Annotated in this window: 13 protein-coding genes; 7 read left to right on the forward strand and 6 right to left on the reverse strand. The window is 63.4% G+C overall.

Annotated elements, in window-relative coordinates:
* Positions 1–212: 212 nt before the first annotated feature.
* On the reverse strand, positions 213–782 hold the full coding sequence (locus KIP79_RS29910) for a hypothetical protein (protein WP_214108288.1): 570 nt from the start codon (positions 780–782) through the stop codon (positions 213–215).
* Positions 783–949: 167 nt separating this feature from the next.
* On the opposite strand from KIP79_RS29910, the gene KIP79_RS29915 reads away from it, so the two are divergent.
* Together KIP79_RS29915 and KIP79_RS29920 are read left to right on the forward strand one after the other, a co-directional pair.
* Positions 950–1894: a hypothetical protein gene (locus KIP79_RS29915; protein WP_214108289.1), complete on the forward strand. Its 945-nt coding sequence runs from the start codon at positions 950–952 to the stop codon at positions 1892–1894.
* Complete coding sequence (locus KIP79_RS29920) at positions 1884–2027, forward strand: hypothetical protein (RefSeq protein ID WP_214108290.1); 144 nt, start codon at positions 1884–1886, stop codon at positions 2025–2027. The genes KIP79_RS29915 and KIP79_RS29920 overlap by 11 nt, the downstream gene beginning before the upstream one ends.
* Positions 2028–2130: 103 nt before the next feature.
* Here KIP79_RS29920 and KIP79_RS29925 read toward each other — a convergent pair whose 3' ends face one another.
* Positions 2131–2499 (reverse strand): hypothetical protein, encoded by a 369-nt coding sequence (locus tag KIP79_RS29925; protein ID WP_214108291.1) that lies wholly within the window; start codon positions 2497–2499, stop codon positions 2131–2133.
* Between the two features lie 115 nt (positions 2500–2614).
* On the opposite strand from KIP79_RS29925, the gene KIP79_RS29930 reads away from it, so the two are divergent.
* Together KIP79_RS29930 and KIP79_RS29935 are read left to right on the forward strand one after the other, a co-directional pair.
* The gene (locus tag KIP79_RS29930; protein WP_214108292.1) at positions 2615–3034 is read left to right on the forward strand and encodes a NucA/NucB deoxyribonuclease domain-containing protein; all 420 of its coding nucleotides are present in this window, start codon (positions 2615–2617) and stop codon (positions 3032–3034) included.
* Between the two features lie 109 nt (positions 3035–3143).
* Complete coding sequence (locus tag KIP79_RS29935; protein WP_214108293.1) at positions 3144–3671, forward strand: hypothetical protein; 528 nt, start codon at positions 3144–3146, stop codon at positions 3669–3671.
* Between the two features lie 438 nt (positions 3672–4109).
* Here KIP79_RS29935 and KIP79_RS29940 read toward each other — a convergent pair whose 3' ends face one another.
* Positions 4110–4463, reverse strand: coding sequence for a death domain-containing protein (locus KIP79_RS29940; protein WP_214108294.1), 354 nt, complete (start codon positions 4461–4463; stop codon positions 4110–4112).
* A 103-nt stretch (positions 4464–4566) separates the two neighbouring features.
* Here KIP79_RS29940 and KIP79_RS49695 point away from each other — a divergent pair, with 103 nt between their 5' ends.
* The gene (locus KIP79_RS49695; protein WP_214108295.1) at positions 4567–5268 is read left to right on the forward strand and encodes an integrase core domain-containing protein; all 702 of its coding nucleotides are present in this window, start codon (positions 4567–4569) and stop codon (positions 5266–5268) included.
* 518 nt (positions 5269–5786) lie between these two features.
* Here KIP79_RS49695 and KIP79_RS29950 read toward each other — a convergent pair.
* The 3 genes from KIP79_RS29950 to KIP79_RS29960 form a co-directional block, all read right to left on the reverse strand.
* A complete protein-coding gene (locus KIP79_RS29950; protein WP_214108296.1) occupies positions 5787–7733 on the reverse strand; it encodes a hypothetical protein in 1947 nt (648 codons plus the stop codon).
* Between the two features lie 169 nt (positions 7734–7902).
* A complete protein-coding gene (locus tag KIP79_RS29955; RefSeq protein ID WP_214108297.1) occupies positions 7903–8079 on the reverse strand; it encodes a hypothetical protein in 177 nt (58 codons plus the stop codon).
* 117 nt (positions 8080–8196) lie between these two features.
* Positions 8197–8418 (reverse strand): hypothetical protein, encoded by a 222-nt coding sequence (locus KIP79_RS29960; protein WP_214108298.1) that lies wholly within the window; start codon positions 8416–8418, stop codon positions 8197–8199.
* 103 nt (positions 8419–8521) lie between these two features.
* On the opposite strand from KIP79_RS29960, the gene KIP79_RS29965 reads away from it, so the two are divergent.
* On the forward strand, positions 8522–11998 hold the full coding sequence (locus KIP79_RS29965; protein WP_214108299.1) for an NACHT domain-containing protein: 3477 nt from the start codon (positions 8522–8524) through the stop codon (positions 11996–11998).
* Positions 11999–12083: 85 nt separating this feature from the next.
* The gene (locus tag KIP79_RS29970; protein WP_214108300.1) at positions 12084–13382 is read left to right on the forward strand and encodes a tyrosine-type recombinase/integrase; all 1299 of its coding nucleotides are present in this window, start codon (positions 12084–12086) and stop codon (positions 13380–13382) included.
* Positions 13383–13738 lie beyond the last annotated feature (356 nt).

Genomic DNA, 13738 nt, shown 5'->3' on the forward strand with positions numbered 1-13738 from the left:
CGTTGGGCCTCCAGCACCTTGGTGTGGCGGGCGTTGGCATTGCGCCAGCGCATTAGGTGTCCGAACCGGCGCTGTAGCCTGTGGGATGCGAAAACTCAGATATACATGTAAGCGATCAAAGGTGGCTCAAATTCGCCATGAAAGCCGCAGGTTAGGAGTTCGAGTCCTCCCGGCCACACATATACAGAAGACCCGCGACCAGGTCGTAGAGATCAAAGTGACTGCAGCCCCGGTAGAGCTTCCTTGCCAACTTCCACGAAACCGTGCGTGATCTCGTTGGCACCGGTGAGCAGGAGCAGCAGTTGATCCTGGACCACTACGAGTTGTCCGACGCCATCATCGAATTTGGCCAGGGCCGCGGCGCTCCCCAATCCGTCGATCATCTGTCCCTTGCCATACGTGGCGCCCTTGACGAACTCCGCCGCACTGAGGGTGGGATCAGACATGCGTACCGAGAGGTTCAGCGCGAAGGTCCCCGTCGTGTAATCGCATGTACCGACGTGGTTTCCGTCCACGGGCCTCATGCTTTCCCGTGCTTGGACTTCGGAGACGCCGAAGACCTCGCCAATCCGTTCTGCGGACACCAGCCCACACGCCTCCACCACGGTCTTCCCATCGTCTTGGAAGACGACGCCGCCGGGGGGGTGAGGGCTGAGCGGCGGAATCGACGACTCCGGCCCGATCGACGTTCCCGTCCCGGCAGCCGTATCGGTGACTGGTGGCTTGGCACACCCGGCGGCCATCATCAGCAGCGCGACAAATCCCAGGAGTGTACGGGACATGCCGGTCACCATAGTTTCTTTGGCTGTCCCGTGCCAGAACTGGTGCCGAGCGGTTGACCTGTGTGCCTGCCGATAATTCCATCCGTCCAGGTCACGGCCTTGCAGGGCTTCTCTTTTAGGCAGGATTCGATTCCTGAAGGGGAGCCAGTGCGGCAGGATGACCGGTCGTGCTCCTTCGCCTGGCCTATCTCGCCGTCACGAACACCTTCGCGGCGCTGCGGTTGCTCACGATGGGAGATCGGGACAAGGACATCGAGATCCTCGCCCTGCGTCACCAGATCACCATCCTCGAACGGCAACTCGGTGCCGACACCCGGGTGAGGTTCGCGCCCGAGGACCGAGCCTTCCTCGCCGCTCTCCTGGCGCCGCTGCCCCGCAACGTCCTGCGCCGGCGGAGGCTTCTCATCCGGCCGGATACCGTCGTGCGCTGGCACCGTGATCTGATGAAACGGCGTCATGCTCGTGCCTGCGCGCCGAAACGGCGCGGGCGCCCGCCGACCGTGCGTTCTATCCGCGCCCTCGTCTTCCGCTTAGTCCAGGAGAATCCATCCTGGGGCTACAGGAGGGTGCACGGAGAGCTCACCACGCTCGGCATCAAGGTGGCGCCGTCCACGGTCTGGGAGATCCTCAGGCAAGAGGGCATCGATCCGGCACCCGGGCGGGCGTCCACCACCTGGGCCGATTTCCTGCGTTCCCAAGCCGACGCACTGCTGGCCTGCGATTTCATCGAGACCGTCACCCTTGACGGGCGGCATCAGTACATCCTGGCTGTCATCGACCACGCCACCAGACGCATTCGGGTGCTCGGCACGACCGCACATCCGACCACGAATTGGGTTGTGCAAGCTGTCAAGAATCTGGTGATGGATCTGGAGGACGCCGACTGCCGGGCCTGCTACCTGATCCGCGACCGGGACGGGAAGTTCCCCGCGCTCATGGACGAGATCCTCGCCGATGCCGGCATCCAGACCATGCCCACCGGTGTCCAGATGCCACGGATGAACGCGATCATGGAACGGTGGGTGCAGTCCTGCCAGCGGATCACGAGCTTAGCCATCCGCCGTCGAGACCGGCTCGGCGGAGTCCTCCACGAGTACGCACATGCCGCTTGAACTGCATGGATGGAATTTCGGCAAGCACAAAGCCGAAACCGGACCGCCAGCCCCCATCGACCTGGCCAACCACCGAGTCCATCGCAGAGCTATCCTCGACGGCCTCACCAGCGAGTACCAGATCGCCAGCTGACACCACCGAGAACCGGCAGGTCAGACATCGAATCCTATTATTGAGCCCCACAGGCTTGGTCGGGGTGCGGTGCTCATTTTGTTCCGGCCCAAGGTATCGCAAGTCAGGTCTTAGTGTTGGTTAAATGGCGACCGATCATTCCGATGAGGATCGCTTTCGTACTGCCCGCCGTGTCGTCGTGGAAGTAGATACGGGGCGAGATCGACCCTTTAGAGTCGAGTCTGATATGGGCGTCCATATACATGGATCCGCTTGGGTCAACTGAGATCGGGACGGGGAAGTAACGCTCGTTGGCCCACTGGTTGCTGACGGTCTCTGATTCGGCTGGCACCTGCTTGATGGGATAGGGATCGCCGCCCGCGGGCGGCTGTCGACAGAAGTCGAGAAAGCCGCCCGAGAATCCCTGCTCCGAGATGGAATACTCGGCGTAGCTGTTAGTGATTGCAAAGCTCGCCAGGCTTTTCCTGACCATACAAGAGCTTTGCGGGCGTCGGTGTCGTCCAATGCCAAGGTATTGGATCGACGACCCGTGAACTTAATTCGAGGTAGCTCATCGAGCCGCTCTAACAGTTCCTCGAAGGACGTCGGTGGAGTATACCAAGCAGATTCCCGGTAAGGTGAATGTCGCGGATCGAGGTTGCAAGAGCCAGTCAGGATGCCTGACCCGAACGACGAGTGATCGCAAGGTGTCGGGAACCGTTGCCAACCTCAACTACCGTGCCGCGATAAGAGCGTGTAAGAAACTCAGCAAGACCGGCTTCGTGAAACCTTCCTGCGACGAATACCCGTTCGCCTCCACTCATGAGGGTTCCGCACATGCAGGAAAGAACTACTCCGTCGCAATCGTCGAGAAGTCCGACAACTGCAGCGGTGGATCGAAGCTCGGGAACTGGTATCTGTACAATCGAATTCTCGAGAAAGATCCATTCTGGGTGTATGTAATCAGGAAGGGAGAGACGGTGCCGCCCGAAACCATCCCGTCGGACGGGCCTGAACCCCATCACTGAGTGCGATAGCTGATTTGCCGGACGCAGTCCGCCGACAAATGGTATGGTCGGCGGACCGCGTCGCCAGTGGCTAGCCCTGCCGAAAAGGCAGTAGAGAAAGGTTGTTGGCGTGATTGACGATGAATACCTTGCGCGTTTTGAGGACTGGTTCGGCAACGCCGATACCTTGACCTGGTGTGCGACGACCTCCCTGGCCGATGTGCTCAATGCCTACGGGGTGGCGGCTGACCAGGTGCGGACCGGTGAAATCAGTTTTCTCGATGAGTTTCGCTTGTTCGTTGGAAAATTGGGCAATGGAACGCTGGTCGTTCAGTCGAACGGGTACCCTAAGGATGATGTGCTGTCAGCCCTCTCGCTGTCAGGTCCCTGCCTCAGCGTGGGATGGAGTGACACCACGCCTCCAGGAGTTTCCTATCTGGCGGAAGGCCGTCTCGTCGTCTCTTTCGATCCATTCGAATGGGACTTCGCCTCTGTTCCTGATCCGCAGAGTGTCGAAGAGTGGGCCGAGAGTACTGCAGCGGGCCCTGAAATGTGGGATGACCACTGGGCCGTGGCTGCTCTGGTTACTGCGGAATCGCTGTGCCAAGCGAGGGTCGACGACGAATGGGTGCGCACGCCTCACACCGTGATCTTCTAATCTGGCGCTGCAACGGAATCAACGGTGCTTGTTCCTGGCAACACGTGTGGGGTGCGGAAACTCAGCCACCGAGGCTGACCTGGGTGTGGTGGCTTGAGCATGATGAGGTCTCGGGCATCCTGCTGACGGTGTTGTGGTCCTCCCTCTACCTCATTCTCGGGCGTGTCTTTCAGTTCCTGGTCCTGCTGGGTCACGGTGATCGGGCCAAGGCGGCCGAGGTTGTGGTGCTTCGTCATCAGGTCGCCGTATTGCGCCGTCAGGTGAACCGGCCCGATCTCCAGCCGGGCGACCGGGTCGTGCTTGCGGCTCTGTCGCGGCTGCTTCCCCGCTCGTCGTGGGATGTCTTCTTCGTCACCCCGGCGACGTTGCTGCGCTGGCACCGTGCCCTGGCCACGCGCCGGTGGACCTTGCGCCTGCCGATAATTCCATCCGTGCAGGTCACGGCCTTGCCAGGCAGGCTTCGATTCCTGAAGAGGAGCCAGTGCGGCAGGATGACCGGTCGTGCTCCTTCGCCTGGCCTATCTCGCTGTCACGAACACCTTCGCGGCGCTGCGGTTGCTCCCAATGGGGGATCGGGACAAGGATGTCGAGATTCTCGCCCTGCGTCACCAGATCGCCGTCCTCGAACGGCAACTCGGCGTCGGCGCCCGGGTGAGGTTCGCGCCCGAGGATCGAGTTTTTCTCGCCGCCCTCCTGGTGCCGCTGCCCCGCGATGTCCTGCGTCGCCTTCGGCTTCTCGTCCGGCCGAATACCGTCGTGCGGTGGCACCGCGATCTGGTGAAGCGGCGTCATGCTCGTGCGTCCGCGCCGAAACGGCGCGGACGCCCGCCCACGGTCCGTTCCACCGCGTCCTCGTCCTGCGCCTGGTCTGGGAGAATCCGTCCTGACCAGGAGGGTGCACGGAGAGCTCGCCACGCTGGGCATCACGGTGGCGGCGTCCACGGTCTGGGAGATCCTCCAGCGGGAAGGCATCGATCCGGCGCCCGAGCGGGCGTCCACGACCTGGGCCGACTTCCTGCGTTCCCAAGCTGAGGCGCTGCTGGCGTGTGATTTCATCGAGACCGTTACCTTGGATGGGCGGCGTCAGTACATCCTGGCCGTCATCGAGCACGCAAGCAGACGCGTCCGCGTACTCGGCACCACCGCGCACCCAACCGCGAACTGGGTCGTCCAAGCGGTCAGGAACCTGGTGATGGATCTGGAGGACGCCGGTTGCCGGGTCCGGTATCTGATTCGCGACCGGGATGGGAAATTCCCGGCGTTCATGGAGGAGATCCTGGCCGGGGCTGGCATCCAGACCGTGCTCACCGGTGTCCGGATGCCGCGGATGAACGCGATCATGGAACGGTGGGTGCAGTCCTGCCGCCGCGAACTCCTCAACCGCTGCCTGCTCTGGAACGAACGCCATCTCCTGTACGCCCTGCGCGAGTACGAACGCGTCTACAACCAGCACCGAGCCCACCAGGCTCTCGCCCAAGCCGCCCCGCTGCGTCCTGTCCCGGATCCGATCACCGATCCCGAGCGAATCGCGAGCTTGACCGTACGCCGGCGAGACCGGCTCGGCGGAATCCTCCACGAGTACTCACATGCCGCTTGACCTGCATGGACGGAATTTTCGGCAGGCGCAGGCACCGCGCGTGCCCAGTCCGTGCCCATGAGCAACCAATGAGCAACACCTTGCGATCTCGCCTCGATATCGAGGCCCCAAAACGGGAGGAATCGGCAGGTCAAATTGGGTCAAAGGTGGTGGGGCGCCAGGGATTCGAACCCTGAACCTACGGATTAAAAGACGAATTTCTTAGTGCCAATTAGTGCCACAGACTATCTATTTCTATCATTCCGTTCATATTTTCCGCCGTCACAATACCCGATAATGACGCACAATGTTGCCCCGTATCGCATGCCCATGAGCAACCACCGAGCAACCATCAGCTACCCTGGCCGACTTTAGTGAAACACGATCGCGTACTCTTGACCTTGCATCTTGCCAAATTGTCCGAGCCGTCGTGCAAAGCTGACCAATCCTTGAAGCCGTAGTCAGGACACGCCTCTGCTCCAAATTTGGCTTCCTACCGAGTCGCGTTGCCTGTCAACGCAATCCGCAGTCGTGAGATGTCATGTCCGCATGAAGATTTTGGCCGCCAAACTAGAGAGAGCGGCGGATTGCAGCAGGTTTGCTGCCGCTTCGGCTGATGCGGCGACCATTCGTTGAATTGGCCACTCAGGCATTTCCTGAGCCGCCATGACGGCGTTGATGACTACCTTGGCATCTGGGCTGGCATTAACCCGGATCTGCCAATCGCTACCGCCATGATCCCGCACCTCCCCCAGCGCATCTATGATCCACTGGCGTGCCCGCGTCCGCGCCGCGGGCTCATCGCGTGGATCGTCGCTGGCGAGGTCTGGAAAATCTGATGCCATTTCTCCTGCCCCGTCTGGAGCGATCTGGGCAATGATCGACAAAGCCTTAAGTCGGACACTCCTATCATCGTCTGGTTCTTCCTCACTGATAATGATAGACGCATGTTCTGCGGCTCTTTCGAGCAATTCTCTAGCCAGTTCGCGTGGCGTGCAGATATAACCGTCTTTGCCTAGATGCGCGTTCACTTCGGTCGACGTCAGCTTGGCTGCGTGACCGACAACATTCAAGATCCCACACACCGCCCCATAGAGGTCACCCTCATCGTCGAGAGCCGCTTCAAGTGCGCGGTGCATATCATCATACGCATCGCCGTCATCCTCTTCAAAAGAGTGTGAGCTCCCGTCATCTGGGTCGGTCAGCGCCTGCGCACGCACGAATTCCCTCATGGCAGAATGTGTAGCCGCTGGCATGTCAACGCCGTCAACAGCTGCCCGGACCGGCCCTGTCCCCACCATCACCAGCGCCGAATGAACGAGCTGATGAAAAGTGCCGATGTCACTCACAACGATGTTGATGAGCCATCGGCCCTGTTCGGTGTCCAACAGTCCGGGTCTGCTGATCGCAAGCCAAAGTGCGGAGTGAGCAGCTGCCGCGCTTTCCAGCTGCTCTTGATCCTGGTCGATGACCGCGCCGATTCGTTCGGTCTCCAGCTCGGCCAAGAGCGCCACAACATCGTCGTCGCCCAGATCATTCAGCAGTTCCCAAGCATTGCTTACGTGTGCAAGAGGGGAGGCGAGCGCCGCCAGCGTTTTCAGACCTGCCCACAGCAACTGCCTCAGCTGGTCGGCACTGCGCTTGTCAACCTGCCTGGATGTCTCGCCCTCGCGGACTCGGTTCCAGTCGAGTTCATGCTTTTCCATGAACCTCTCGATAAGGAGGTGACCACGCATATCGTCGTCGGTCCAACCTTCGGTTGCGTTCTCACGAGCCGTTCTGCGAGCTCTGCGCAACAGGTCGGCGGCGAGCGCGGGGTCCCCCGCCCCCTGGGCGGTCAGCTTGGCGCGAGCGCCCAACCGCGCGTCCAGCCGGGCAGCACGGATCAGCAGCGTCCCCAGAGCTTGGACGAAGGCGCCTCCCCATGGATGCTCGGCGGCGCCTGCGGCAATGTCGTACGGATCGACCGCTGGACTGCCCACCCGGCGGCCGGGCTCCCACAGCGACCGAACGGCACCGGCAAGGAGGTATCGGGCGTTCATTGCCAGAAGGTCCTTGTCCAGAAGCGCCTCCGGTGGCCAGTGCGGGCGCGGTTGCTGCTCGTCGTCATCGAATGGAGGCAGCCAGTTGTCAGCGTCATAGGGCTCGTCGTATCGAGAAACACTCATCTCGGCGACGGAGTAAGCGAGCAGTTCAGGGCTCCACGTGGTCAGGTGGCGGCCGAGCGCGGCAACCGCGAGCGCAGCTTGTTCGAATTCGGCCCCCACCAGCAAGATGTAGATGATCGCCCAACCCGGATACCCCAGGATGCGGTAATCCTGGATCGACCCACCTTCCTCGTGCTCATCGTCCGGCTCATCCTCGGATACGACCCGCGGCGAATCCCACCCTGCCTGTATGGCCGCTGCGACCGTATCCATCCAACGATCTGCATCCACCGAAGTTGGGTCCCCGCTGGATATCGTGATCTTTCCGAGGTGTGGCATGGTGCCTCCCTGCCTGTTGAAGCTTTCGGGATGCAGAGAATTCGGCCCGTGATATAGCTCATTCAGTGGCCTATCGCTTATACCATCCAACCCTTGATGAGGTTGCGAGTGTCGAATATTTGCCGTGCAACTGAAGGCCCGATGCTGCCCGGGGTGGCAGCCGCGTAGGTCAGCGTTCCGTCCTCGGCGACGACGGCCGGAGCGCGGGGGGTGCGGCGGACCTGGGCCGCGGACTCCGCTCGGACGTCAGGGCCCTGATCATCCTCAGCAGATGGGGAAGGATGTGGTCGTTGGCGCCCGGGGTGAACCGGCCCGCGTCGTGGGACAGCGGGATCGTGATCGTCATGATCATTCCCTGCTCTCGCAGGTGTGGTGCGGTCACAGTGCAGTGGTGATCTTTTAACAGGGTTGCGGGTGACGCAGCCTGTGTCCGAGCGTTGGTGTCCATCACCTTGCATGGGGTTCACGGGAGAAGTCGGTTGCTTGGTTTTTCCGTGCAGGCACGGATCACGGCCTCCCGGTGCTCGGACTTCGTTTCTCGGATTGCCAGTTCCAGCCTTCGGGTCCGGGAGTCCTCTTGATGCACAGTGGTGCGGAACCGCAGCCACCACCCGACGAGGACACAGACGATGCCAGCGAACAGCACGCCCTCGGGGGCGGTGGACAGGGCTTCCAGGGTTTTCATTCGTCGCTCCTCGCAACAACGGCTGGGACGAACAGAACAGTGACCGGCGGCTCGGATTTCCTTCTAGTGTGAGGAAATTGTCGGGAAACCCGGGAGGGATGCCGTGCCGCCGGGCAGGCCGCGCAAGCACGATCGCGAGAGGCATGCGGAGCTCCAGGAGCTGGTCGCTTGGTTCGAGCGGCAGGTCGAGTTCTCGAATCGCCGATCTCTTCTGGCCGCTTCGGCTCGGCGTGGATTTCCGCTGCCGAAGAACGGTGTGTACGAATTCTTCCGGCGAGAGAAGCTGCTCGACTGGCAGACGACCGCCTTGATGGCCGCCGCCCTGGGGCAGGAGGCCGGTGCGGTTCGGGAGCTGTGGCAGCGGGCCAGGCAGTCCCTGCGCGCCAAGCAGCCGCCGCTGGAGGCGGGCGCCGCTTCGTGGGATGACCTGCCCGTACCCGAAGGCTGGTTGTGGGAACTGCTGATCGGGGTGCGTGACGCGCCCGACCGGTTCCCATATCGGCTGCTCGACGTTTCTCCCCCTCTGTTGTCCGAGGTTTATGTCGAGCAGGACGTGCAGCCCGCGGTGCCCCGTGGGTCGCACGACGGGTCGGCTGAGAAGCATCCCCGGGCCGCCCCGCTCGCAGTGGGGAAGTCGCTGCGCCAGGTCCTCGGCGAGCACGATCACCTTTTCATCACCGGGGGACCCGGCACGGGCAAGACCACTCTGGGGAGGCACCTGATCCGGCAGATCGCCCAGGCGTGGCTCTCAGAGCTTGGCGACGAGGTCCCGTGGTGCGCCGAACCGGTCGTCGGAGTCCGTATCACCGCCGCTGACGTGCTCGCGGCCCACAGTTGGGCCGAAGCGCTGGTCAGTGCCTCCTGGACGAGTGTGCTGACCGCGCCGATCGATCCGAGGATCTTCGGAGGGCGGACGCACGGGACGCGCTGGCTCGTGGTCGTGGACGGGCTCGACGAGGTCGCCTCGCCCAGGAACCGTGAGATCGTGCTGCGCGCTCTGGCCGCTCGGGCGGAGCATGGCTCGGCCTATCGGCTGGTCATCACCTCGCGGCCGCTTCCGCAAAAGGAGCTGGAGCCGTTTCAGTCGCGAAGCGTTGGTTTCTACACGCTGAGCGGGTTCGACGGCGTTCAGCAACGGGCTTTCGCCGAACGCTGGTTCGCGGCGCAGAAGATGGAGGATCCGGCCAAGGCCGCGACGGCGTTCCTCGAAGAGGTGGAGAACGCGGGACTCACCGAACTGATCAAGGTTCCGCTCTTTGCCACGATCGCGGCCACGTTCTACACCAGGAAGCCTGGACGCACGCTGCCCCGGGGACGGATCGAGCTCTACGAGAAGTTCCTCGAGGAGCTTTCCGACGTGCGCTCGCACCGGGTGGACATTCGCGAGCGGCTCCGAGTCCGGTGGGAGGAGCTGGGCTGCGCCGGGACCATGGACTGGATTCTCGCCAACCAGGAATGCCTGCGGCTTCACCTGGCGCAGGTGGAGACCGGCTGGCAGCCGTTGACGCTGGATTCGGCGGTCGGCTGGCTGCGCGCGAACCTGCCAGACGGGTTGCGGCTACGCGACGGGATGGAAGGCGACCTGGGCCGGCTGCTCGCGGAGACCGGAGTATTGGTGTTCGACGGAACGGAGCTGTCGTTTCTGCACCGGTCGTTCGCCGAGTTCATCGCGGCCAGACAGGAGGCGGCCGGGATTCCCGCCGAGTTCCCGGGCCTCGTCACGTGGATGGAACGGGTCCAGGCGGAGACCTCGCGGAACTATGTGTTCTTCACCCTCGCCCATTGGGTCCTCCGACAGGGGAATGAGGCGGCCACGGTCGTGCGGCTGCTGCTGGCGGAGAACCTGCAATACAGAGTCATGGCGCTGCGTCTGGTCACAGCGGGAATCCCGATGGGGGCCGAGCTGGAAGGGGCCGTGATCGACCGGGTGCTGAGCGAGCCGTTCGAGTCGCGCGGGCGCGGGTATTCGCGACCCGATCACGAACTCTTCACCGAACTGACCGAGCTTCGAGGCAACGAACGGCTGGCGGAGCGTTTGCAGCGTCTCTCGCGAACTCACGGGCTGCCGATCGCGTTCCGGGCCTCCGCGGCGGCCGCGTACGCACGGGTGGCTGATCTTCCGGGTGGAGTGCGTTTGCTGCATGAGCTGGCGGACCAGGTGGACGACCCCGAGGGGTTGATCGGGATCGTACGCCATCTTGCCGTGCTTGACGCGCCCGCGGCCGGAGTCAGGATCCGGCTGTTGAGACGTGTGGTCGACGGCGATGAACCATGGCGACGGGTGCAGGCCATGTCAGAGCTGATCGAGCTCGGTGAGAACGAGGGAGCGGTGGAGCTCGCCCGTTTCATTCTGGGAGGTGGCGAGCAGAACGGTCCCTTGCTCGAGTCCGCTGGGGAGATCTGGCTGGCCGTCGAAGGTGAATCCGCCGTCCCCGAGATCGTTCGGGTCATAGCGGACCGGAAGCGGAACAACGAGTGGGCGCACGCTGGACTCGCCAAGCTGTTGTTCTTCGCCGGTGACGCTGTGGCGGCGGAGCCGCATGCGCGTGAGGTCCTGCTGAACAGCGTGGCTGACGATGACATCCGGGAGGTCGTCGAGGCGTGGATTGAGACGGAAGGAGCCGGTGGAGCGGAAAAAATCGTCGCCGCGTTTGACGGCTTCATCAAATGGAATACCGATGGGCGGTCCCACGTCGCCGGTCAGCTTCTGGCACTGGGGCACCCTGAGGCAGCGGTCGAATTATCCCGCCGGATTCTACGGGGACCAAGTAAGCCCTCTTCGCATGAGGCTTCGTGGGCTGTGGAGGTGCTACTGTCCGCGCGGGGTGAATCCGTTATTGACGAAGCGCTGCATTGGTTGGACGAGCACGATGTCAAACCAGGTAAACTCCACATGCTCACGCAGCAGATGATCGACGACGGGTTCGCGGCGGCGGCGTGCGTTCTTGCTCGGCGGATCATGAATTTCGCCGGGGCGACTGAGAAATCCTTCACCTGGGCCGCCGACATTCTTCTCATCCACGTCGGCTCCAAGGCCGGCGAAGAGATCATTCAGGCGCTTCGCGCTCGTCCGATGGGTTCCACAACGCTGACGGCGGCGCTGCTGCCCGTCGTGTCGAAACACCAGCAGAAGGAGGCCACCGTCGCGCTGTGCCGGGAGGTCTTCTTCGACCCCGGGCGGACGGTGGACGAACTTCTGAAGGCCGTGCGCGCCTGGATTCTGGTGGCTGGGCCAGAGTCGGTTCCGCAGATCATGTCGCTGGTCGAGGCGGTGTGCGGGCTCTCCGGTGACGAGCGCGCCAGGCTTGCCGAACTCCTGAAAGCCGAAGGCGAGGTTGGCGCCGCCATCTCCCTGTGGTGCGCGGTGAGCGTGCAGCCCACCCTCTCGTCGGAACTCCGCTGGCGGGCGGTCGAACAGCTTCTGGACGTGGGCGCTGCCGAGAAGGCGGCCACCACATTGAAAGCGGCACTCGCGACCACGTCCGACGAGGTCGAAGGTGTGCGCCTCCGCCAACTTCTCGGTTGGGTCGATCCCGCTTTGTCCCGAATGGCTGTTACCGACATACGCATACCACCGTGACCACCAACACTGTCACCGACACGATCAGGCGAGCATCGGCGATCGCCGGATCGTTGTTCCTCCGTTGAGGAGGAAGGTGATGGCGATGGGTGAGAGCCATCCGGTGGTCTACAAGCGGTGCGGCTGCACCGGGCAGAGAGGGCGATGCCCGAGACTGATCGATGAGGGGCATGGTTCGTGGTACTTCGCGGTGCAGCTGCAAGGTCTGTCAGGGTGGCGGGAACGCTTTCGGCGCGGAGGTTACGCAAGCGCCGGCGAGGCCGAGCAGGTCGGGCGGCAGCTGATCGCGGCTGAGGAGGGTGGTCCGATCGGGGCCGGGTGCACGATGGCGCAGTGGTTGCGGTGCTGGCTGGCGACCGTTCAGGGGATCCGGCCGAGGACGCGTCAGGGGTATGCGGATCACGTCCGGCTGCACCTGGTTCCGGCGCTGGGGCGGGTCAGGTTGTCGGAGCTGTCTCTCCGCGATGTACGGCGCATGTTCACCGCGTTGGCCGGACGCCGGACCCGGTATGGGAGGCCGTTGGCGGCGGCGTCGCTGGAGCGGATCCGCGCCACGCTGCGGGCGGCGCTGAACGAGGCCGTCCGGGAAGGTCTGATCGACAGCAATCCCGCCCGCGCTGTGAGGTTGCCAGCCGCGCCGCGTCCGAGGGCGCAGGTGTGGACCGAGCGGCGGGTGGCGGCGTGGAAGGCCACCGGCGAGAGGCCCACGGTGGCGGTCTGGACGATCCCGCAGCTGGTGGCCGTCCTGGACGGCGTCCGCGAGGACGCCCTCTTCCCGCTGTGGTGGCTGGCCGCGCTGCGCGAGCTGCGCCGGGGCGAACTGGCCGGCCTGCGCTGGATGGACCTCAGCCTGGAGACGGGCGAACTCTCCGTGGCCCAGCAGTTGGTGCACGTCGGTGGGAAGCTGGTGGCGTTCCCGCCCAAGAGCGTGGCCGGCAGGCGCACGGTGGCGCTGGATCCGCAGACGGTCCGGCTCCTGCGCCGTCATGAGCATGATCGGCGGGCCGAGATGACTCGTCGCGGCCAGGCGTGGGACGACATGGGATACGTCTTCACCCGCCAGGACGGCAGCCCGGTGGCGCCGGACTACCTGACCTACCAGTTCCATAAGCTGGTAGACAAGAGCGGGCTACCACCCGTGCGGCTGCACGACCTGCGGCACGGCGCGGTCACGATAGCCTTGGCCGCGCACGTGGATCTGCCGGTGGTGCAGGGCCAGATCGGGCACGCCAGCATCGTGCTGACCGCCGACACCTACACCTCGGTGCTGCCGGAACTGCACCACCAGGCGGCCAGGGCGACGGCCCGCCTGGTGCTGTCGGCGGCGCGCGGAACCGCCCGCAAGGTGCGCCGGGGGTGGTGCGGCTGGATGACCCAGGTGTGACCCATCTGTGTCCCAGGCCATGATCGACTGATCTGCCGTACGGGAGAACGCCCAGGTCAGCGGTGGTGGGGCGCCAGGGATTCGAACCCTGAACCTACGGATTAAAAGGCAGGCTATTTATTTCTATCATTCCATCCAGGTTTATCGCCGTCAAAATGCCCGATCAGGATGCGCGATGTTGTCCCGTATCGCATGCCCATGAGCAACCACCGAGCAACCATCAGTTATCCAGGGCCCCGGCGTATCGAGGTTTCGTCCGGGTTTGGTTTCTCCGGTACCGCTGAGCCTGGGGCGCGGGCTGCGTACGGAGTGAAGAGCGGGGTAACGACTGGCCAAGCGCCCAACGAGGAAGGGCA

It is taken from the genome of Acrocarpospora catenulata (assembly GCF_018476525.1).
Lineage (GTDB): Bacteria > Actinomycetota > Actinomycetes > Streptosporangiales > Streptosporangiaceae > Acrocarpospora > Acrocarpospora catenulata.

What these genes read in the sequence shown, in the direction of transcription:
- KIP79_RS29910 (WP_214108288.1), bottom strand. Translation starts at nt 782, where the DNA reads ATGTCCCGTACACTCCTGGGATTTGTCGCGCTGCTGATGATGGCCGCC.
- KIP79_RS29960 (WP_214108298.1), bottom strand. Translation starts at nt 8,418, where the DNA reads ATGAAAACCCTGGAAGCCCTGTCCACCGCCCCCGAGGGCGTGCTGTTC.
- KIP79_RS29970 (WP_214108300.1), top strand. Translation starts at nt 12,084, where the DNA reads ATGGGTGAGAGCCATCCGGTGGTCTACAAGCGGTGCGGCTGCACCGGG.
- KIP79_RS29940 (WP_214108294.1), bottom strand. Translation starts at nt 4,463, where the DNA reads ATGACGCCGCTTCACCAGATCGCGGTGCCACCGCACGACGGTATTCGG.
- KIP79_RS29925 (WP_214108291.1), bottom strand. Translation starts at nt 2,499, where the DNA reads ATGGTCAGGAAAAGCCTGGCGAGCTTTGCAATCACTAACAGCTACGCC.
- KIP79_RS29920 (WP_214108290.1), top strand. Translation starts at nt 1,884, where the DNA reads ATGCCGCTTGAACTGCATGGATGGAATTTCGGCAAGCACAAAGCCGAA.
- KIP79_RS29955 (WP_214108297.1), bottom strand. Translation starts at nt 8,079, where the DNA reads ATGACGATCACGATCCCGCTGTCCCACGACGCGGGCCGGTTCACCCCG.
- KIP79_RS29950 (WP_214108296.1), bottom strand. Translation starts at nt 7,733, where the DNA reads ATGCCACACCTCGGAAAGATCACGATATCCAGCGGGGACCCAACTTCG.